The organism is Methylobacterium sp. P3_A11 (assembly GCF_056403155.1).
Genome location: NZ_JBFUGA010000030.1, coordinates 13089 through 31372, shown reverse-complemented (window position 1 = coordinate 31372; position 18284 = coordinate 13089). Strand labels below are relative to the sequence as shown.

The following is an 18284-nucleotide window of genomic DNA, read 5'->3' as shown; positions in this document are numbered from 1 at the left end:
ATGTATGTGGCCGTCAAGGGCGGCGAGGCCGCCATCGACAACGCTCACAGGCTCCTCGCGGAGGTGCGCCGGGGCGATCCCGCCGTGCCGGAGCTGTCCGTGGCTCAGATCCGCGAGCAGATGGCGCTCCTCGTCGACCGGGTGATGACCGAGGGCTCGCTCTACGACCCCGACCTCGCGGCGCTCGCCCTCAAGCAGGCGCGGGGCGACGTGGTCGAGGCGGTGTTCCTGGTGCGCGCCTACCGGACGACGCTGCCCCGTTTCGGCGCCTCCGTGCCGGTGGAGACCGGCGCCATGGCGGTGGATCGCAGGATCTCGGCGACCTTCAAGGACCTGCCGGGCGGGCAGGTGCTCGGGCCGACCTTCGACTACACCCACCGGCTGATCGACTTCGCCCTCGCGGCCGAGGGTGCGGTGGAGCCCGCCGCCGAGGCCGAGCCCCGTGCCGATGCCGGGAGCTGCCCCCGGGTCACCGACATGCTGGGCCGGGACGGCCTGATCGAGGCCTCCCCCGCTGACGACGGCGCCCCCGTGGGCGACCTCACCCGCGAGCCGGTGGACTACCCCGCCGACCGGGCGCTGCGGCTCCAGGCCCTGGCCCGGGGCGACGAGGGCTTCATCCTGAGCCTCGCCTACTCGACCCAGCGCGGCTACGGCCGCACCCACCCGTTCGTCGGCGAGATCCGGGTCGGCACGGTGGCGGTGGAGTTCGTGCCCGAGGAACTGGGCTTCGCGGTGCCCCTCGGCCGGGTCCGGCTCACCGAGTGCCAGATGGTCAACCAGTTCAAGGGCGCCGGGGCGACCCCGCCCCAGTTCACCCGCGGCTACGGGCTGAGCTTCGGGCAGAGCGAGCGCAAGGCCATGGCGATGGCCCTGGTCGATCGGGCGCTGCGCGCGGAGGAACTGGGCGAGCCGGTGGCGAGCCCCGCCCAGGACCAGGAATTCGTCCTGGCCCATTGCGACAGCCTCCAGGCGACCGGCTTCGTCGAGCACCTGAAGCTGCCCCATTACGTCGATTTTCAGGCGGAGCTGGAGCTGGTCCGGCGCCTGCGGGCCGAGTTCGAGGCGACGTCCGACGCCAGCGAGATCCAGGAGGCCGCCGAATGAGCGCGACAGGGATGTCTCCTTTCCGTGGTGGCTCCGTTTCGCGGGAGCTTCCGGGCCGCGTACCGGATGACGCGCAGGTTCCCTCTCCCGTGCGGGAGTGGGACAGGGTGAGGGATGCGACCTCTCCGGACAGACCTGACCCCTCACCCCAACCCTCTCCCGAACGGGAGAGGGAGCCCGTTGCGTCCGTTCTCGACGCGGCAGGAGACGCACGCGGCTCCGGCTACAACTTCGCCTATCTCGACGAGGGCACGAAGCGGATGATCCGCCGGGCCATCCTCAAGGCCGTCGCGGTGCCGGGCTACCAGGTGCCCTTCGCCTCCCGCGAGATGCCGATGCCCTACGGCTGGGGCACCGGCGGCGTGCAGGTCACCGCGGCGATCCTCGGGCGCTCGGACGTGCTCAAGGTCATCGACCAGGGCGCCGACGACACCACCAACGCGGTCTCGATCCGCCGCTTCTTCGCCAGGACCTCCGGGGTGGCCACCACCACCCGCACCGCGGAGGCGACGGTGATCCAGACCCGCCACCGCATTCCGGAGACGCCGCTCACCGACGGCCAGACCCTGGTCTATCAGGTGCCGATCCCCGAGCCCCTGCGCTTCCTGGAGCCCCGCGAGACCGAGACGCGCCAGCTCCACGCGCTGGCCGAGTACGGCGCCATGCACGTGAAGCTCTACGAGGACATCAGCCGCCACGGGCACATCGCCACCACCTACGCGTACCCGGTGGAGGTGGCGGGCCGCTACGTGATGGACCCGTCGCCGACGCCGAAATTCGACAATCCCAAGATGGACGACTGCCCGGCGCTCCAGCTCTTCGGCGCGGGCCGCGAGCGGCGGATCTACGCGGTGCCGCCCTACACGCGGGTGCGCAGCCTCGATTTCGAGGACCACCCGTTCCGGGTGCAGCACTTCGATCAGCCCTGCGCCCTGTGCGGCGCCGAGGGCGTCTACCTCGACGAGATGCTGCTCGACGATGCCGGCCGGCGGATGTTCGTGTGCTCGGACACCGACCATTGCGAGGGGCGCCGCGCGGACGGCCATGTCGGCACGGGGGACGCGACATGAGCGACCTCACGGTCCGCCAGGCTGGACAGCCCGACCTTCCCGCGACCCTCGACCTCTACGCCGAGCTGAACGGCGGGCGGGTGGCGACCCTGGAGCAGGCCGGGGCGCTCCTCGACCGGCTCGCGGCCTATCCCGATTACGGGCTCCACGTGGCCGAACGCGACGGCGCGGTCGTCGGTACCTTCTGCCTCGTCATCCTCGACAACATTGCCCACTGGGGCACGCCCTCGGCGCTGGTCGAGAGCGTCGTGGTCTCGTCCCGGCACCGCGGCGGCGGTCTCGGCCGGGCGATGATGCAGGCGGCGTCCCGCCTCGCCGAGGCGCGGGGCTGCTACAAGGTCGCCCTGTCGTCGAACGTCGACGCCAAGCCGGCCCACGCCTTCTACGAGAGCCTCGGCTTCGAGCGCTACGGCTACAGCTTCCGCCTCGATCCCCCCTTCGTGCCGGACCTCGCTGAGGTGACCCGATGAGCGAATCCCTGCTTCAGGTCCGCGGCCTGACCAAGCGCTACGGCGCCCGCCTCGCCTGCGCCGATGTGTCGTTCGACCTCGTCCCGGGCGAGGTGCTGGCCATCGTGGGCGAATCCGGGTCCGGCAAGTCGACGCTGCTCTCCCTCATCGCCACCGAGCTGGCGCCCGATTCCGGGACGGTCGCCTACCGGATGCGCGACGGCGCGCTGTGCGACCTTGGCACCTTGAGCGAGGCCGGGCGCCGGGCGCTGATGCGCACCGAGTGGGGCTTCGTCCGCCAGGACGCGGCCCAGGGCCTGCGCATGGCGGTCTCGGCCGGCGGGAATGTCGGCGAGCGGCTGATGGGGCTCGGCGAGCGCCATTACGGCCGGATCCGCGCCCAGGCCCTCGACTGGCTCGGCCGGGTCGAGATCGCCGCCGATCGGATCGACGACCCGCCGACGCGCTTCTCCGGCGGCATGCGCCAGCGCCTGCAGATCGCCCGGAACCTCGTCACCGGCCCCCGCCTGGTGCTGATGGACGAGCCGACCTCCGGCCTCGACGTCTCGGTCCAGGCCCGGCTCCTCGACCTGATCCGCCGGCTCTCGGCCGAGCTGAGGCTCGCGGTGATCATCGTCACCCACGACCTCGCGGTGGCGCGGCTCCTCTCGCACCGGATCATGGTCATGCGCGCCGGCCGGGTCATCGAGACCGGCCTCACCGACCGGGTGCTCGACGATCCCGAGCACGCCTACACCCAGCTCCTCGTCTCCTCGGTGCTCGCCGCATGACCGCGCTCCTCACCTTCCAGGACGTCGCCAAGAGCTTCACCCTGCACCTGCGCGGCGGGATCGTCCTGCCGGTGGTGGGCGGCGTGAGCCTCGCGGTGGAGCCCGGCGAGTGCGTGGTGCTCGGCGGTCCCTCCGGTGCGGGCAAGTCCTCGCTGCTCAAGATGGCCTACGGCAATTACCGCTGCGATTCCGGCGCCATCCTGGTCCGCGACGGCGACGCCCTGGTGGATGTCGTCCGGGCCGATCCGCGGGCGGTGCTGGCCCTCAGGGCGCGGATCATCGCCTACGTGTCGCAGTTCCTGCGGGTGATCCCGCGGGTCTCGGCCCTCGACGTCGTCGAGGCCGCCGGCCGCGAGGGCGGATTGTCCGAAGACGCGGCGCGCGCGCGGGCCAAGACCCTGCTCGCCCGGCTGAACCTGCCCGAGCGGCTCTGGGTCCTGCCGCCCGCGACCTTCTCGGGCGGCGAGCAGCAGCGGGTCAATATCGCCCGGGGCCTGATCGCCGACCGGCCGCTGCTGCTCCTCGACGAGCCCACCGCCTCCCTGGACGCGGAGAACCGCGCCGTGGTGGCCGAGCTGGTCCGCGAGAAGCTGAAGGCCGGCGCCGGCGTGCTCGGCATCTTCCACGACAGCGAGATGCGCGACGCTGTGGCGACCCGGGTGGTCGATGTCACCCGCTTCGCGCCGCAAGCCCGGGCAGCCTGAGGATTTCACGATGGACGACTTCATCCTCGAGAACGCGACCCTGGTCCTGCCGGACCGGGTGCAGCGGGGCTGGCTCGCGGTCTCGGACGGGGCGATCGCCGAGATCGGCGAGGGCCGCCCGCCCGCCCGCGGCCTCGATTGCGGCGGCGACCACCTGATCCCCGGCCTGATCGAGCTGCACACCGACCATCTCGAGAGCCACTACGCGCCGCGCCCCAAGGTGCGCTGGCACCCGCTCGGCGCCGTGCTCGCCTACGATGCGCAGATCACCGCCTCCGGCATCACCACGGTGTTCGATTCGCTCCGCGCCGGCAGCGACCCGGACGGCAGCGGCCTCGGCTCCGAACTGGAGCAGCTCGCCGGCGCCATCGCCACCGCGCGGGCCGGCGACCTGTTCCGGGCGGAGCACTTCACGCACCTGCGCTGCGAACTGCCCTCCACGGACGTGCTCGACACGGTCGCGGCCTTCACGGCCCGCTACCCCGTCGGCCTGATCTCGCTGATGGACCACACCCCGGGCCAGCGGCAGTTCCGCGACATGGAGAAGTACTACACATACGCGACCCGCGGCGGCCGGCCCATGGAGGAGATCCGCGCCAACACCGAGCGCAAGTTCCGCGACGGCCGGGCGCTGAACGCGAAGAACCGCCCGGCTCTCGTCCAGTTCGCCCGCGAGATGGGCATCCCGCTGGCGAGCCACGACGACACCACCCTGGCCGATGTCGACCTCGCGGTCGGCGAGGGCGTGCGGCTCGCCGAGTTCCCCACCACCCGCGAGGCGGCCGAGGCCGCGCACGGGCAGGGACTCACCGTGATGATGGGGGCGCCGAACCTGATCCGCGGCGGCTCGCATTCCGGCAACGTCGCGGCGTTGGCGCTGGCGGAAGCCGGGCACCTCGACATCCTGTCGTCGGACTACGTGCCGGCGAGCCTCTTGATGGCGGCCTTCCTGCTGCCCGAGCGGGCGCCCGCGATCACGCTGCCCGAGGCGCTCGCCACCGTGACGGCCAACCCCGCCCGCGCCACCGGCCTGACCGACCGCGGCGCCCTGGCGCCCGGGCTGCGCGCCGACCTCGTGCGCGTGCAGCGGGCCGAAGGCGTGCCGGTGGTCCGCGAGGTCTGGCGCGCCGGCCGGCGGGTCGCCTGATGCCGGGCTGCCTCGTCCTCGTGGTCGGCCCGAGCGGCGCCGGCAAGGACACGTTGATCCGGCTGGCCCGGGCGGCCCTGGCCGACGATCCGCGCTACGTCTTCCCGCGCCGCCTCGTCACCCGGCCGCCCTCGGCGGACGAGGACAACGACGAGATCGACGCCGTCGCCTTCGCCGAGGGCTGCGCGGCAGGCCGCTTCACCCTGAGCTGGCACGCCCACGGCCTCGGCTACGCCCTCCCGGCGGAGGCCGGAAGGCGCGCCGCCGGCGGCTCTGTGGTGATCTGCAACGTCTCGCGCCGCGTCGTCGCGCAGGCGCGCAGAACCTGCCCGCGGGTGAGCGTCGTGGAGGTCACGGCGCCGCCCGAGATCCTGGCGCAGCGCCTCGCCGCCCGGGGCCGGCCCCAGGACGGCGACCTCGCCGCGCGTCTCGCCCGCGCGGGCGGCGTCACCGCGGATCTGACGATCCTCAATACCGGCGCACCGGATGAAGCCGCGGCGAAGCTGGTCGCGCATCTGCGCGCCTGCTGACGGGGCACTTTCGATTCGGGATGCGCTGTTCACGCCGATCGGCCCGCCCCGCGGGCTGACCATGTCGCGCCGATGCAGACACGAAAAAGGGTGGGCGCCGCTGCCGGCACCCACCCTGATTGCAATCCGCCGGGGACGATCCCGACGCGGCAGGCCTTAGAGGCCGCCAAACTTGTAGTTGAAGCCAGCGCGAACGATGCTGCCCTCGGTGCGGAAGCGCGAGATGTACGACCCGGTGCCCACGCCCGGGACCGCGCCGACGAGCACGTTCTGGCTGCCGAGATCGTAATGCAGGTACTCGGCCTTCACGGTGATGGCGTCGTACTTGATGCCGATGTAGCGGCCGAGCGCGAAGGTGTTCAGAAAGCTGTCGGTCGGAAGGGCGAACTCGATGCCGCCGCCATAGGCGTAGCCGATCTTGAAGTCGTCGTAGCGGCCGGCAAACTGCAGGCGGCCGCCGGGGGTGTAGAAATTGGCGTCGTGGAAGACGTTGCCGTAGGCGAGACCGCCCATCCCGTAGACCATGACCCGGTCGAAGGCGTAGCCGACGCGGCCGGTCAGGGTGCCGAGCCAGTCGAGGCTCTGGCGGAACTGGCTGATGTTCGGCGGGCCGCCGGCGACGTTGCCGGTGCCGAGGACGACCCGGTTCTTGGTGATGTCCGTCCAGTCGATGCTGTTGGCCAGACCGACGACGATGCCGGAGCCCGGCGTGAACTGGTAGTTGTAGCCGGCGGTGCCGCCGATGTTGGCGAAGCCGTCCTGCGAGGTCGAGGTCAGGAACGGCCGGCGGCCGAGGGCGACGTTGTTGGCGTTGCCCGGCAGGACGCCGACGGTGGAGATTCGCTCACGGTCGGTGAAGGTGTAGGCCGTCTCGAGACCGCCGTAGAAGCCCGTCCAGGTGAAGACCGGCACCGGCGTGAAGACCGGCGGCGGCGCGGCGCGGCGCGGCAGATCGGCAGCGGAGGCGGCCGTCGAGACCAGCGCCGTCGCGGCAGTGGCGAGGAGGAACTTCTTGATCATGGCGGGGTCCGAGGTGCTGCGTTGTTGGTCGCAGTTAAGCTCGGCCGCAGGAATCGCGCTATGCCCGCAATGCCACAGTGTGTCGCGAAAGCGTCCCCGATATTCCCGGAGACTGATGTTTCCAAGTTCACGATTCGCCGCCGCGGCTTGACAGTCGAACCTGCGGTCGGGCGCCTCCGACAGGCTGGAGCTTGATCCCTGGCGGCCGAGCCTCTAAGCGGACCCCGCTTTTCGCCCCGTTCCGAGTTCGGGGCGGTCGAGTAGATCCGGGGCACCGATCCGGTCCCCGCCGCAGGAACGGGAATCATGGGCAAGGAAAAGTTCTCCCGCACCAAGCCRCACTGCAACATCGGCACGRTTGGGCACGTTGACCACGGCAAGACGTCCTTGACGGCGGCGATCACGAAGGTTCTTGCGGAGACGGGCGGGGCGACGTTCACGGCCTACGACCAGATCGACAAGGCTCCGGAGGAGAAGGCGCGCGGGATCACGATCTCGACGGCGCACGTGGAATACGAGACGGCCAACCGGCACTACGCGCACGTGGATTGCCCGGGCCACGCCGACTACGTGAAGAACATGATCACGGGCGCGGCGCAGATGGACGGCGCGATCCTGGTGGTGTCGGCGGCCGACGGCCCGATGCCGCAGACCCGCGAGCACATCCTGCTGGCCCGTCAGGTCGGCGTTCCGGCGCTGGTGGTGTTCCTCAACAAGGTCGACATGGTCGACGACGAGGAGCTGCTGGAGCTGGTCGAGCTTGAGGTGCGCGAGCTTCTGTCGAAGTACGACTTCCCGGGCGACGACATCCCGATCACCAAGGGCTCGGCGCTGATGGCGCTGGAGGACAAGGAGCCGAAGATCGGCAAGGAGGCGGTGCTGGCGCTGATGGCGACGGTGGATGCCTACATCCCGCAGCCGGAGCGCCCGATCGACCTGCCGTTCCTGATGCCGATCGAGGACGTGTTCTCGATCTCGGGCCGCGGCACGGTGGTGACGGGCCGGGTCGAGCGCGGGATCGTGAAGGTCGGCGAGACGGTGGAGATCGTCGGCATCCGCGACACGCAGACCACGACGGTCACCGGCGTCGAGATGTTCCGCAAGCTGCTCGACCAGGGTCAGGCGGGCGACAACGTCGGCGTGCTGCTGCGCGGCACGAAGCGCGAGGACGTGGAGCGCGGCCAGGTCGTGTGCAAGCCCGGTTCGGTGAAGCCGCACTCGAAGTTCAAGGCCGAGGCGTACATCCTGACCAAGGAGGAGGGTGGCCGTCACACGCCGTTCTTCACGAACTACCGGCCGCAGTTCTACTTCCGCACGACGGACGTGACCGGGATCTGCACGCTGCCGGAGGGCACCGAGATGGTGATGCCAGGCGACAACGTGACCATGGACGTGGCGCTGATCGTGCCGGTGGCCATGGAGGAGAAGCTGCGCTTCGCCATCCGCGAGGGCGGCCGCACCGTCGGTGCCGGCGTCGTCGCCGCCATCAACGATTGAGCTCGAGAAAGCATCCTTAGCAGGGCGCGGCGGGGTCCAGGCCCCGCACACCCCGCCGTCCCTCTCAAGGTTCCAGGATCATGAACGGTCAGAACATCCGTATTCGCCTGAAGGCGTTCGATCACCGCATCCTCGATGCGTCGACCAAGGAGATCGTCTCCACGGCCCGGCGCACCGGCGCGACCATCCGGGGTCCGATCCCGCTCCCGACGCATATCGAGAAGTTCACCGTGAACCGCTCGCCGCACATCGACAAGAAGTCGCGCGAGCAGTTCGAGATGCGCACGCATAAGCGTGTGCTCGATATCGTCGATCCGACGCCGCAGACCGTGGACGCGCTGATGAAGCTCGACCTCGCCGCCGGCGTGGACGTGGAGATCAAGCTCTGAGTCCGCTGAGGACTTAGAGCTTACCGTTTCATCGCGCGAGGGAGAGAACCTATGCGCTCAGGCGTCATCGCACAGAAGGTCGGCATGACCCGCGTCTTTACGGACGCGGGGGAGCATGTCCCCGTCACGGTGCTCAAGATCGACCAGTGCCAGGTGGTTGCCCACCGCACCGTCGAGAAGAATGGCTACGTTGCGCTGCAGGTCGGCGTCGGCAAGGCCAAGGTCAAGAACGTCTCGGCCGCCGAGCGGGGCCGCTTCGCGGTCGCCAAGGTCGAGCCGAAGAAGAAGCTCGCCGAGTTCCGCGTTTCCGAGGACGCGCTGATCCCGGTCGGCGCGGAGATCACCGCGGACCACTTCATCCCCGGACAGTTCGTGGATGTCACCGGCACCACGACCGGTAAGGGCTTCGCGGGCGGTATCAAGCGCTGGAACTTCGGCGGCCTGCGCGCCACCCACGGCGTGTCGATCTCGCACCGCTCGATCGGTTCGACCGGCGGGCGTCAGGATCCGGGCAAGACCTTCAAGAACAAGAAGATGCCGGGTCACCTCGGCGTCGAGCGGGTCACGACCCAGAATCTCCGTGTCGTGCGCACCGATCCCGAGCGCGGCCTGATCCTGGTCGAGGGCGCGGTTCCGGGCGTGGCCGGCGGCTGGATCCAGATCCGCGACGCGGTGAAGCGCAAGCTGCCCGCCGACGTTCCGCTGCCGGGCAAGTTCCGTGAAAACGGCGCGTCCGCCCCGGCTCCCGAGGCCGCTGCGGCTGAGGAGACCGCGTGATGAAGCTCGATATCACCACTCTCGACGGCGCCGGCGCCGGTTCGGTCGAGCTGAATGAGGCCATCTTCGGCCTTGAGCCTCGCGCCGACCTGCTGCAGCGCATGGTCCGCTGGCAGCTCGCCAAGCGTCGCGCCGGCACTCATGCCGTGCAGAACCGCTCAGACGTGAACCGGACCCGCAAGAAGCTGTACAAGCAGAAGGGCACCGGTAATGCCCGCCACGGCGCGGCCTCGGCGCCGCAGTTCCGCGGCGGCGGCCGGGCCTTCGGTCCCGTGGTGCGCGACCACAGCCACGACCTTCCCAAGAAGGTCCGTGCCCTGGCCCTGCGCCACGCGCTCTCGGCCAAGGCCAAGGCCTCGACCCTAATCGTCGTCGACGACATCAAGATCGAGGATCACAAGACCAAGGGTCTCGTCGAGCGGTTCGGCAAGATGGGCCTGTCGAACGCGCTGATCATCGGCGGGGCCGAGGTCGACGTGAATTTCGGTCGGGCTGCCCGCGCCATCCCGCAGATCGACGTGCTGCCCGTGCAGGGCATCAACGTCTACGACATCCTGCGCCGCGACACGCTCGTCCTGACGAAGGCCGCCGTCGACGCGCTGGAGGAGCGTTTCAAATGAGTGCCGATCCGCGCCACTACGACATCATCGTCTCCCCGGTCATCACCGAGAAGGCGACAAACCTGACCGAGCAGAACAAGGTCGTGTTCCGGGTCGCCCCCAAGGCGACCAAGCCTCAGATCAAGGAGGCCGTGGAGAAGCTGTTCGACGTCAAGGTCACGGCCGTGAACACCCTTGTCACCAAGGGAAAGAAGAAGATTTTCCGCGGCCTCCGCGGACAGCGCTCCGACGTGAAGAAGGCGATTGTGACCCTGGCCGAGGGCCACACGATCGACGTCACGACCGGGCTCTGAGGACGGGTTTTAGGGATCCAAGCCGATGGCCTTGAAGACATTCAAACCGGTCACGCCGAGCCTGCGCCAGCTCGTGCTCGTCGACCGCCGTGAGCTCTACAAGGGCAAGCCGGTGAAGGCGCTGACGGAGGGCAAGTCGTCCTCCGGCGGCCGCAACAATTTGGGCCGCATCACCGTCCGCTTCCGCGGCGGTGGCCACAAGCGCGTCCTGCGCAACGTCGACTTCAAGCGGCGCGAGCAGCTCGGCGTCGCCGCCACGGTGGAGCGGATCGAGTACGATCCGAACCGCACGGCGTTCATCGCGCTGATCAACTTCCCCGATGGCAAGCAGAGCTACATCCTGGCCCCGCAGCGCCTGCAGCCGGGCGACAAGGTGGTGGCCGGCGAGAGCGTCGACATCAAGCCGGGCAACGCTGCGCCGGTCGGTTCGATGCCGGTGGGCACGATCGTCCACAATGTCGAGCTGAAGATCGGCAAGGGCGGCGCGATCGCCCGCTCGGCGGGTAACTACGCGCAGATCGTAGGCCGCGACCAGGGTTACGTGACCCTGCGCCTGAACTCGGGCGAGCAGCGCCTGGTTCACGGCCAGTGCTTCGCCAGCGTCGGCGCGGTCTCGAACCCGGACCACATGAACATCTCGCTCGGCAAGGCTGGGCGCAACCGTTGGCTCGGCAAGCGCCCGCACAACCGTGGCGTTTCAATGAACCCGGTCGACCATCCACACGGCGGCGGCGAGGGTCGCACCTCGGGCGGCCGCAACCCGGTCACGCCCTGGGGCGTGCCCACCAAGGGGAAGAAGACCCGGTCCAACAAGCGGACCGACGTGTTCATCCTGTCCAGCCGCCACAACCGCAAGAAGTAATCGCTATGGCACGCTCTCTCTGGAAGGGGCCGTTCGTCGACGGCTACCTCTTCAAGAAGGCCGAGGCGGCGCGGGGCTCCTCGCGCTCCGAGGTCATAAAGATCTGGAGCCGCCGCTCCACGATCCTCCCGCAGTTCGTCGGGCTCACCTTCGGTGTGCACAACGGGCAGAAGCACATCCCGGTCTACGTCACCGAGGAAATGGTCGGGCATAAGTTCGGCGAGTTCTCGCCGACCCGCACCTTCCCGGGCCACGCGGCCGACAAGAAGGCGAAGAGGCGCTGAGATGGGCAAGCAAGCCACCCCCCGCGCGCTCCCCGAGAACGAGGCCAAGGCCGTCGCGCGCATGCTGCGCGTCAGCCCGCAGAAGCTCAACCTCGTGGCGCAGATGATCCGCGGCAAGAAGGTCGACACGGCGCTCGCCGAGTTGCAGTTCTCGCGCAAGCGGATCTCAACCGAGGTCAAGAAGTGCCTCGAGAGCGCCATCGCCAATGCCGAGAACAACCACGATCTGGACGTGGACGACCTAGTCGTCTCCCAGGCCTTCGTGGGCAAGGCGCTGGTTCTCAAGCGCTTTCACGCCCGCGCCCGCGGCCGCGGCGCGCGTATCCTGAAGCCCTTCTCGAACCTCACCATCGTGGTTCGCGAAGTCCGCCAGGCCGAAGCGGCCTGAGGAGGATCTGATGGGCCAGAAAGTCAATCCGATCGGTCTCCGGCTCGGCATCAACCGGACCTGGGACTCCCGCTGGTTCGCCAACAAGGGCGACTACGCGAAGCTCATGCACGAGGACGTCGCGATCCGCGCCGCCCTCATGAAGCAGCTGAAGCAGGCGGCGGTCTCCAAGATCGTCATCGAGCGCCCGCACCGGAAGTGCCGGGTCACCATCCACTCGGGCCGTCCGGGCGTGGTGATCGGCAAGAAGGGCGCGGACATTGAGAAGTTGCGCAAGCTCGTCGGCACGATGACTAAGGCCGACGTGACCATCAACATCGTCGAGGTGCGCAAGCCCGAGATCGATGCCACCCTGGTGGCCGACTCGATCGCCCAGCAGCTCGAGCGCCGCGTCGCCTTCCGGCGCGCCATGAAGCGGGCCGTTCAGTCGGCCATGCGTCTGGGCGCCGAGGGCATCCGGATCAACTGCTCGGGCCGTCTCGGCGGCGCCGAGATCGCTCGCCAGGAATGGTACCGCGAGGGTCGCGTCCCGCTGCACACGCTGCGCGCCGATGTCGATTACGGGACCGCCACGGCGTTCACGACCTACGGCACCTGCGGCATCAAGGTGTGGGTGTTCAAGGGCGAGATCCTCGAGCACGACCCGATGGCCCAGGACAAGAAGGCCCAGGAAGAGGGCGGCCGCTCCGGCGGACGCCGTGAGCGCGATGGCGAGGGCGGCCGCGAGCGCGGACGCCGCGAGCGCGAGCACGCGTAAGGTAGGAAGCCATGCTGCAACCGAAAAAGACCCGCTTCCGCAAGCAGTTCAAGGGCCGCATCCACGGTGCGGCCAAGGGCGGCTTCGAGCTGAACTTCGGCCAGTTCGGCCTGAAGGCGGTGGAGCCCGAGCGCGTCACCGCCCGCCAGATCGAGGCGGCCCGCCGCGCGATCACCCGCGAGATGAAGCGTCAGGGCCGTGTCTGGATCCGGGTTTTCCCGGACGTGCCGGTCTCGTCGAAGCCCACTGAAGTCCGCATGGGCTCCGGTAAGGGCGCCCCGGATTACTGGGCTGCGCGCGTGCATCCCGGTCGGATCATGTTCGAGGTCGACGGCGTTGCCGAGAACATCGCCAAGGAGGCGCTCCGCCTCGGCGCCGCGAAGCTCCCGATCCGCACGCGGGTCGTCCAGCGCATCGCCGACTGAACGGAGGATATCGTGAAGTCGACCCAGAGAGTGTCTGATCTGAAGGCGTTGTCGCCGGATCAGTTGAATGACGAGTTGCTGAACCTCAAGAAGGAGCAGTTCAACCTGCGCTTCCAGGGGGCCACCGGCCAGCTCGAGAACGTCGCTCGCGTCCGTGAGGTCCGACGCGACATCGCCCGTGTCCGGACGTTGCAGCGCGCCAAGACGCTGCAGCAGCCCAAGAGCTGACGCGGGCCTCTAGGAGAACACCATGCCGAAGCGCATCCTTCAGGGCACCGTCGTCAGCGACAAGGGTGAGAAGACCATCGTGGTGAAGGTGGAGCGTCGCTTCACGCACCCGGTGATGAAGAAGACCGTGCGTCGCTCGAAGAACTACCACGCGCACGACGAGGCGAATGTCGCCAAGGTCGGGCAGACGGTGTTCATCGAGGAGTGCCGCCCGTTCTCGAAGACCAAGACCTGGAAGCTGGTCGAGGGCGACGTGGCCCAGGCCCCCGAGGCTGGCGAGGCCGCCTGATCCTGGGGCTGCGGCAGGCGCGGTCTTCCGCATCCGCCCGGTCTCTGTCGATCCGGTTGCCGAGCGGCATGCGCTCCTGAGCGCTTGGGTGACGGCAACACCAGGGTCGAACGACGAACGCCCGGAAGCAGTTCGGCTCACCCGAGTCGGATTCGCTCCGGGCGTCGTCGTTTGCGCGTTCGCCGTCAGGGGCCGGGGCTTCTCGAGGCGGAATGCCCGCCGCGGTTGGCGCGGCTGCGTCCAGAGGCGTTGCAGCGATGCCGGTGCTCCGGTTCGGCGCGACCTAGGGTGTTGCCGCCGCGCGGTTGGCCCCCGTTGCTGCATCCAGTTGCTGCATCCAGCCGCGAATGCGACGGGCGGCGGTCCCGGCGCAAAGCGAAACCCCCTCCGCGACCCTCAGGTCCCGGAAGGGGTTGCGACCGCCTTCAATGCTTGGCGATCCGGGTCGTCGACGGGTTCGGCCGCGAGCGCCTAGGCGTCGCCCTCTTCGAGATCGTCGGCCGTCGGCGTTGCGTTCTCCAGGATCTTCTCGGCCACCAAGCCGGAATTCTGCCGGATCGAGGCCTCGATCTTGGACGCAATCTCCGGGTTGTCGCGCAGGAAGCCCTTCGAGTTCTCGCGACCCTGGCCGAGGCGCTGGCTATTGTACGAGAACCAGGCGCCGGACTTCTCGACGATGCCGGCCTTCACGCCGAGATCGATGAGTTCGCCGACCTTCGACACGCCCTCGCCGAACATGATGTCGAACTCGACCTGCTTGAACGGCGGCGCGACCTTGTTCTTCACCACCTTGACGCGGACCTGATTGCCGATCGCCTCGTCGCGATCCTTCAGGGTCGAGATCCGGCGGATGTCGAGGCGCACGGAGGCGTAGAACTTCAGGGCGTTGCCCCCCGTGGTCGTCTCCGGGCTTCCGTACATCACGCCAATCTTCATCCGGATCTGGTTGATGAAGATCACCATGCAGTTCGACCGCGAAATCGAGCCGGTGAGCTTGCGCAGGGCCTGGCTCATCAGGCGTGCCTGGAGTCCGGGCTGACTCTCGCCCATCTCGCCTTCGATCTCAGCCCGCGGCGTGAGCGCGGCCACCGAATCGACCACGAGGACGTCGATGGCGCCGGACCGCACCAGCGTGTCGGTGATCTCCAGGGCCTGCTCGCCCGTGTCGGGCTGCGAGATCAGCAGGTCATCGAGGTTGACGCCGAGCTTGCGGGCATAGACGGGGTCGAGGGCGTGCTCGGCATCCACGAAGGCGCAGACACCGCCCTTCTTCTGGGCCTCCGCTATCGTGTGCAGTGCCAGCGTGGTCTTGCCGGAGGATTCGGGACCGTAGATCTCGATCACGCGCCCGCGCGGCAGGCCCCCGACGCCCAACGCGATGTCGAGCCCGAGGGAGCCGGTGGAAATGGTCTCGACCTCCTGGACCTTGTCGTTCTTGCCGAGCCGCATGATCGAGCCTTTGCCGAAGGCGCGCTCGATCTGGGCCAGGGCGGCGTCAATGGCCTTGGACTTGTCCTTGTCCACCGGGGGCATGTCGACCACTTTCAATGCGGGCTGGGCCATCTGGCGGGCTCCTTATGAAGGGGTTGGGCGCAGTTCACAACGCGCGCCAACACCCGCTTTGTGTACCTGTTTTGTTCTCTTTCGGCAAGGGCCGGTGGGTGGTTTCCCGCGGAGAGCGGGTGGCACGGGCTCCGCACGAGCCCGCGCCGTTCCGAAGGGTTCGGGCGCGCCCGTCCCTCAATCGGCCATGGTCTTCTTGACGGTCTCGACCAGCTGCTTGAGGCTGAAGGGCTTGGGCAGGAAGTTGAAGGTCTCGCCCTCCGGCAGGTTCTTGCGAAACGCATCCTCGGCGTAGCCGGAGACGAAGATCACCTTCAGGTCGGGCTGGTGCTTGCGGACCTCCCGCAGGAGGGTCGGTCCGTCCATCTCGGGCATGACCACGTCCGAGACCACGAGGTCGATCGGCTGGCTGCCTTCGCGGACGATGGCCAGCGCCTCGAGGCCGGAGGCGGCCTCCAGCACGGTGTAGCCACGGGCCGAGAGCGCCCGGCTGTTGACGGCGCGGACGGGGTCCTCGTCCTCTACGAGGAGGATGGTCCCCTGCCCCGTATGATCGGCCGCGGGCTTGCGCGGCGCTGGCTTCTCGCTCTTGGTCGCGGTGCCGGGCGCCGCGCCGGGCTCGCCAGGCTTGGCGTCCGACTTCGGCGAGGCGGCGATCGCCGTGAGGGGCTCCGCCCGCGGCAGGGTGGTGTCGGAAGGCAGGGACGGCACCTCCTCGGGCTCCGCCACGGGCACGTGCCGCGGCAGGTAGATCCGGAACGCCGTCCCCTCCCCGATCTTCGACTGCACGTCGATGGTGCCGCCGGATTGCTTGACGATGCCGAACACCGTCGACAGGCCGAGTCCCGTGCCCTTGCCGATCTCCTTGGTGGTGAAGAACGGCTCGAAGATCTTCTCCATCAGCTCGGGCGGGATGCCCTGGCCGGTATCGCGCACCTCGATCAGCACATGGTCGCCAGCCGGCGCCCCGCCACGTCCCTCGGCGCCGCTGGCTGCTCCCGGATCGGTGACGTTCTCGGTGCGGATCATCAGCTTGCCGCCCTCCGGCATGGCGTCCCGGGCGTTGACCGCGAGATTGACGATCACCTGCTCGAACTGGTTGACGTCGGCCTTCACCGGCCAGACCTCGCGGCCGTGCTTCAATTCGAGGGCGACGCGCTCGCCGAGGAGGCGCTTGAGCAGGAGCGTGAGTTCGGAGAGCGCCTCCCCGACGTTCATCACCTCCGGGCGCAGGGTCTGACGGCGGGAGAACGCCAGGAGCTGGCGGACGAGGCCCGCCGCCCGGTTGGCGTTCTGCTTGATCTGCATGATGTCCTGGAACGCCGGATCGGTCGGCCGGTGGCTCGCGAGCAGCAGGTCCGAGTAGCCGATGATCGCCTGCAGCACGTTGTTGAAATCGTGCGCGATGCCGCCTGCCAGCTGGCCCACCGCGTTCATCTTCTGGGCCTGGGCGACCTGCTGCTCCAGCTGCCGCTGCGCCGTCGTGTCGAGGGCGTACAGGATCACCCGCTCGGCTTCGTCGGTCTGCTGTCCCGGATCGCCGCCGTCGGCCGGGCTGAGCCAGACCCGGGCCGAGCGGCCGCCCGGTCCCGACAGCTGGACCTCGATGGGTTCCGGATCGGTCCGGCCGCTCGCCGCACGGGCGAGCCCGGCCTCCAGGGCGGTGCGGTCGGCCACCGAGTCGCCGACGTTCGGCTCGACCCGGGGCGTGCCCTCCCCGTCGAGGGCGCCGTCGTCGGCCTGGCGCGGCACGGTTCCGAACAGCCGGGTGAACGAGGCGTTCGCCCGGGCGATGCAGCCGGCGCGGTCGAGGGTCGCGATCGCGATCGGCGAGTTGTTGAGGAAGCGGGCGAGGCGCACCTCGGCGGCGCGCTGCGGCTCGTCGGTCTCGGCCCCGGCCGACCGGTTGATCACGAAGGTCCGCGACGACCCGGGCTTGCCGTCCTTGCCGAAGGCGACCCGATGATAGAGCCGCACCGGCAGGGTGTGGCCGTTGCGGCGGCGCAGGTCGAGGTCGAAGCGGTCGGTCCGCACCTCGCCCGGCAGGCCTGCGGTCCGGACGAGGACGTCCGCCTCCGGGGCGATCTCGGTCAGATGCGGGCCGCCGGGGCCGACGCTGGCGAGGTCGTAGCCGAGCCAGGCCGCGAGGGTCGCGTTCATGTAGACGATGGCGCCGGCCGGATCGATCGACAGGAAGCCCGCTGGGGCGTGGTCGAGGTAGTCGATGGCGTGCTGGAGTTCCTGGAAGACGTTCTCCTGCCGCTCCCGCTCGGCGGTGATGTCGGCCACGGTCCAGAGCGAGGCGGCCCGGCGTGGACGGGCGAGCGGCCGCACCGAGACCCGGTACCACCCGAAGCCGCGATCGCCGGCTGTCGGCCCGAGCGGCGGCGACATCCGGACCTCCTCGGTATGGGCGCGGGCGTCGCGCGAGGCCTGCGACAGGCGATAGACGGCCTCAGAGACCTCCGGGGAGCCGACGAGGATGCGTTCCACCGGCACGAGGTTGGAGAAGGTGTTGCCGCTGGCGATCCGCAGATAGGCCTCGTTGGCGTAGATCAGGCGGCCTCCTTCCTCGACGACGAGCTGCCCGTCGGGCGAGGCATCGACGATGCCCTTGGTGATGTCGTCCCGGGCGGCGCTGCCGCTCAGCTGCAGCGCCCCGATGGCGAGGGCGAACAGGAAGAACACGCCCGCCATGGCCAGCAGGGCGAGCAGCCACACGATGAGCGACTGGGCCTGTTCGTTGGCCACGAAGGACAGGCCGATGGCCGCCCCGACGAGGAGGCCGGCGAGCACGAGCAGCAGCCCGACCCGACCCGGCTGCTCCGAGCGGTCGATCGAGCCCGTCCCCACCAGGGCAGACGCCTGCGAGACCGGAAGACCCGAATTCTGCGGGCTCGCGGCGGGCGCCGGAGGTCCAGTGACATCGGCCATCGGCTTCATTCCAGAACAGTCACCCGGTTGGGCTTGCCGGCCATAACAGGACACGCGCGGGGCGGCACCACTCTCGTCGCGCCAAGCCTCGCTACAGCCTCGCGAAAAAAGGTGGAGGAAGCGTGGCCTTCCGACACGGCGACCGTCTCCGGCTCACAAT

General features: G+C 69.2%; 22 protein-coding genes. 19 read left to right on the top strand and 3 right to left on the bottom strand.

What is annotated here, in order from left to right; genetic code table 11:
* The 7 genes from AC1DXK_RS12025 to phnN all read left to right on the top strand — a co-directional run bounded on the left by AC1DXK_RS12025 (position 1) and on the right by phnN (position 5798).
* A complete protein-coding gene (locus AC1DXK_RS12025) occupies positions 1-1107 on the top strand; it encodes a carbon-phosphorus lyase complex subunit (RefSeq protein ID WP_457106580.1) in 1107 nt (368 codons plus the stop codon).
* A 260-nt stretch (positions 1108-1367) separates the two neighbouring features.
* Positions 1368-2177 (top strand): alpha-D-ribose 1-methylphosphonate 5-phosphate C-P-lyase PhnJ, encoded by an 810-nt coding sequence (locus AC1DXK_RS12020; protein ID WP_457106581.1) that lies wholly within the window; start codon positions 1368-1370, stop codon positions 2175-2177.
* Complete coding sequence (locus tag AC1DXK_RS12015; protein WP_457106582.1) at positions 2174-2647, top strand: GNAT family N-acetyltransferase; 474 nt, start codon at positions 2174-2176, stop codon at positions 2645-2647. Before AC1DXK_RS12020 ends, AC1DXK_RS12015 begins: the two co-directional genes overlap by 4 nt.
* On the top strand, positions 2644-3417 hold the full coding sequence (phnK, locus tag AC1DXK_RS12010) for a phosphonate C-P lyase system protein PhnK (protein ID WP_457106583.1): 774 nt from the start codon (positions 2644-2646) through the stop codon (positions 3415-3417). The genes AC1DXK_RS12015 and phnK overlap by 4 nt, the downstream gene beginning before the upstream one ends.
* Positions 3414-4121 carry a phosphonate C-P lyase system protein PhnL gene (phnL, locus tag AC1DXK_RS12005; RefSeq protein ID WP_457106584.1) on the top strand — a complete coding sequence of 236 codons (708 nt, stop codon included), beginning with the start codon at positions 3414-3416 and terminating at the stop codon, positions 4119-4121. The genes phnK and phnL overlap by 4 nt, the downstream gene beginning before the upstream one ends.
* Positions 4122-4131: 10 nt before the next feature.
* Positions 4132-5268 (top strand): alpha-D-ribose 1-methylphosphonate 5-triphosphate diphosphatase, encoded by a 1137-nt coding sequence (locus AC1DXK_RS12000; protein WP_457106585.1) that lies wholly within the window; start codon positions 4132-4134, stop codon positions 5266-5268.
* A complete protein-coding gene (phnN, locus tag AC1DXK_RS11995; RefSeq protein WP_457106586.1) occupies positions 5268-5798 on the top strand; it encodes a phosphonate metabolism protein/1,5-bisphosphokinase (PRPP-forming) PhnN in 531 nt (176 codons plus the stop codon). The genes AC1DXK_RS12000 and phnN overlap by 1 nt, the downstream gene beginning before the upstream one ends.
* Before the next feature lie 156 nt (positions 5799-5954).
* Here the strand turns inward: phnN and AC1DXK_RS11990 are convergent, their stop codons facing one another.
* Positions 5955-6818: an outer membrane protein gene (locus AC1DXK_RS11990; RefSeq protein ID WP_457106587.1), complete on the bottom strand. Its 864-nt coding sequence runs from the start codon at positions 6816-6818 to the stop codon at positions 5955-5957.
* A 306-nt stretch (positions 6819-7124) separates the two neighbouring features.
* Between AC1DXK_RS11990 and tuf the strand changes: the two genes are divergently transcribed.
* The 12 genes from tuf (at position 7125) to rpsQ (ending at position 13627) form a co-directional block, all read left to right on the top strand.
* Entirely contained in the window at positions 7125-8315 is a 1191-nt protein-coding gene (gene tuf / locus AC1DXK_RS11985) for an elongation factor Tu (RefSeq protein ID WP_477297858.1), read from the top strand.
* Between the two features lie 80 nt (positions 8316-8395).
* The gene (gene rpsJ, locus AC1DXK_RS11980; protein WP_043351245.1) at positions 8396-8704 is read left to right on the top strand and encodes a 30S ribosomal protein S10; all 309 of its coding nucleotides are present in this window, start codon (positions 8396-8398) and stop codon (positions 8702-8704) included.
* Between the two features lie 51 nt (positions 8705-8755).
* A complete protein-coding gene (gene rplC, locus AC1DXK_RS11975) occupies positions 8756-9481 on the top strand; it encodes a 50S ribosomal protein L3 (RefSeq protein WP_043351246.1) in 726 nt (241 codons plus the stop codon).
* Positions 9481-10101, top strand: a complete 621-nt coding sequence (gene rplD / locus AC1DXK_RS11970; protein ID WP_091783715.1) for a 50S ribosomal protein L4 — start codon at positions 9481-9483, stop codon at positions 10099-10101. Before rplC ends, rplD begins: the two co-directional genes overlap by 1 nt.
* Entirely contained in the window at positions 10098-10394 is a 297-nt protein-coding gene (locus AC1DXK_RS11965; protein WP_243950844.1) for a 50S ribosomal protein L23, read from the top strand. The genes rplD and AC1DXK_RS11965 overlap by 4 nt, the downstream gene beginning before the upstream one ends.
* 25 nt (positions 10395-10419) lie before the next feature.
* Positions 10420-11256 (top strand): 50S ribosomal protein L2, encoded by an 837-nt coding sequence (rplB, locus tag AC1DXK_RS11960; protein WP_457107263.1) that lies wholly within the window; start codon positions 10420-10422, stop codon positions 11254-11256.
* Positions 11257-11261: 5 nt separating this feature from the next.
* Positions 11262-11540, top strand: a complete 279-nt coding sequence (rpsS, locus tag AC1DXK_RS11955; protein ID WP_012319190.1) for a 30S ribosomal protein S19 — start codon at positions 11262-11264, stop codon at positions 11538-11540.
* 1 nt (position 11541) lies between these two features.
* Positions 11542-11928: a 50S ribosomal protein L22 gene (rplV, locus tag AC1DXK_RS11950; protein WP_012319191.1), complete on the top strand. Its 387-nt coding sequence runs from the start codon at positions 11542-11544 to the stop codon at positions 11926-11928.
* 10 nt (positions 11929-11938) lie between these two features.
* On the top strand, positions 11939-12685 hold the full coding sequence (gene rpsC, locus AC1DXK_RS11945) for a 30S ribosomal protein S3 (protein WP_012319192.1): 747 nt from the start codon (positions 11939-11941) through the stop codon (positions 12683-12685).
* Positions 12686-12696: 11 nt separating this feature from the next.
* A complete protein-coding gene (rplP, locus tag AC1DXK_RS11940; RefSeq protein WP_012319193.1) occupies positions 12697-13110 on the top strand; it encodes a 50S ribosomal protein L16 in 414 nt (137 codons plus the stop codon).
* A gap of 12 nt (positions 13111-13122) precedes the next feature.
* Positions 13123-13338 carry a 50S ribosomal protein L29 gene (gene rpmC, locus AC1DXK_RS11935; RefSeq protein ID WP_457107262.1) on the top strand — a complete coding sequence of 72 codons (216 nt, stop codon included), beginning with the start codon at positions 13123-13125 and terminating at the stop codon, positions 13336-13338.
* Positions 13339-13360: 22 nt separating this feature from the next.
* Entirely contained in the window at positions 13361-13627 is a 267-nt protein-coding gene (gene rpsQ / locus AC1DXK_RS11930) for a 30S ribosomal protein S17 (RefSeq protein ID WP_457107261.1), read from the top strand.
* A 471-nt stretch (positions 13628-14098) separates the two neighbouring features.
* Here the strand turns inward: rpsQ and recA are convergent, their stop codons facing one another.
* Together recA and cckA are read right to left on the bottom strand one after the other, a co-directional pair.
* Positions 14099-15160: a recombinase RecA gene (gene recA, locus AC1DXK_RS11925; protein WP_457107267.1), complete on the bottom strand. Its 1062-nt coding sequence runs from the start codon at positions 15158-15160 to the stop codon at positions 14099-14101.
* A 207-nt stretch (positions 15161-15367) separates the two neighbouring features.
* A complete protein-coding gene (gene cckA, locus AC1DXK_RS11920) occupies positions 15368-18124 on the bottom strand; it encodes a cell cycle histidine kinase CckA (RefSeq protein WP_457107260.1) in 2757 nt (918 codons plus the stop codon).
* Positions 18125-18284 lie beyond the last annotated feature (160 nt).

Excerpts from the sequence above, each read along its gene's own strand:
- AC1DXK_RS12020 (WP_457106581.1), top strand. The coding sequence starts at position 1,368 with ATGATCCGCCGGGCCATCCTCAAGGCCGTCGCGGTGCCGGGCTACCAG.
- AC1DXK_RS11965 (WP_243950844.1), top strand. The coding sequence starts at position 10,098 with ATGAGTGCCGATCCGCGCCACTACGACATCATCGTCTCCCCGGTCATC.
- phnL (WP_457106584.1), top strand. The coding sequence starts at position 3,414 with ATGACCGCGCTCCTCACCTTCCAGGACGTCGCCAAGAGCTTCACCCTG.
- AC1DXK_RS11990 (WP_457106587.1), bottom strand. The coding sequence starts at position 6,818 with ATGATCAAGAAGTTCCTCCTCGCCACTGCCGCGACGGCGCTGGTCTCG.
- AC1DXK_RS12000 (WP_457106585.1), top strand. The coding sequence starts at position 4,132 with ATGGACGACTTCATCCTCGAGAACGCGACCCTGGTCCTGCCGGACCGG.
- AC1DXK_RS12025 (WP_457106580.1), top strand. The coding sequence starts at position 1 with ATGTATGTGGCCGTCAAGGGCGGCGAGGCCGCCATCGACAACGCTCAC.
- rplC (WP_043351246.1), top strand. The coding sequence starts at position 8,756 with ATGCGCTCAGGCGTCATCGCACAGAAGGTCGGCATGACCCGCGTCTTT.
- rplP (WP_012319193.1), top strand. The coding sequence starts at position 12,697 with ATGCTGCAACCGAAAAAGACCCGCTTCCGCAAGCAGTTCAAGGGCCGC.
- rplB (WP_457107263.1), top strand. The coding sequence starts at position 10,420 with ATGGCCTTGAAGACATTCAAACCGGTCACGCCGAGCCTGCGCCAGCTC.
- cckA (WP_457107260.1), bottom strand. The coding sequence starts at position 18,124 with ATGGCCGATGTCACTGGACCTCCGGCGCCCGCCGCGAGCCCGCAGAAT.
- phnN (WP_457106586.1), top strand. The coding sequence starts at position 5,268 with ATGCCGGGCTGCCTCGTCCTCGTGGTCGGCCCGAGCGGCGCCGGCAAG.
- rpsQ (WP_457107261.1), top strand. The coding sequence starts at position 13,361 with ATGCCGAAGCGCATCCTTCAGGGCACCGTCGTCAGCGACAAGGGTGAG.
- AC1DXK_RS12015 (WP_457106582.1), top strand. The coding sequence starts at position 2,174 with ATGAGCGACCTCACGGTCCGCCAGGCTGGACAGCCCGACCTTCCCGCG.
- recA (WP_457107267.1), bottom strand. The coding sequence starts at position 15,160 with ATGCCCCCGGTGGACAAGGACAAGTCCAAGGCCATTGACGCCGCCCTG.
- rplV (WP_012319191.1), top strand. The coding sequence starts at position 11,542 with ATGGGCAAGCAAGCCACCCCCCGCGCGCTCCCCGAGAACGAGGCCAAG.
- rpsS (WP_012319190.1), top strand. The coding sequence starts at position 11,262 with ATGGCACGCTCTCTCTGGAAGGGGCCGTTCGTCGACGGCTACCTCTTC.
- rpsJ (WP_043351245.1), top strand. The coding sequence starts at position 8,396 with ATGAACGGTCAGAACATCCGTATTCGCCTGAAGGCGTTCGATCACCGC.
- phnK (WP_457106583.1), top strand. The coding sequence starts at position 2,644 with ATGAGCGAATCCCTGCTTCAGGTCCGCGGCCTGACCAAGCGCTACGGC.
- rpsC (WP_012319192.1), top strand. The coding sequence starts at position 11,939 with ATGGGCCAGAAAGTCAATCCGATCGGTCTCCGGCTCGGCATCAACCGG.
- rplD (WP_091783715.1), top strand. The coding sequence starts at position 9,481 with ATGAAGCTCGATATCACCACTCTCGACGGCGCCGGCGCCGGTTCGGTC.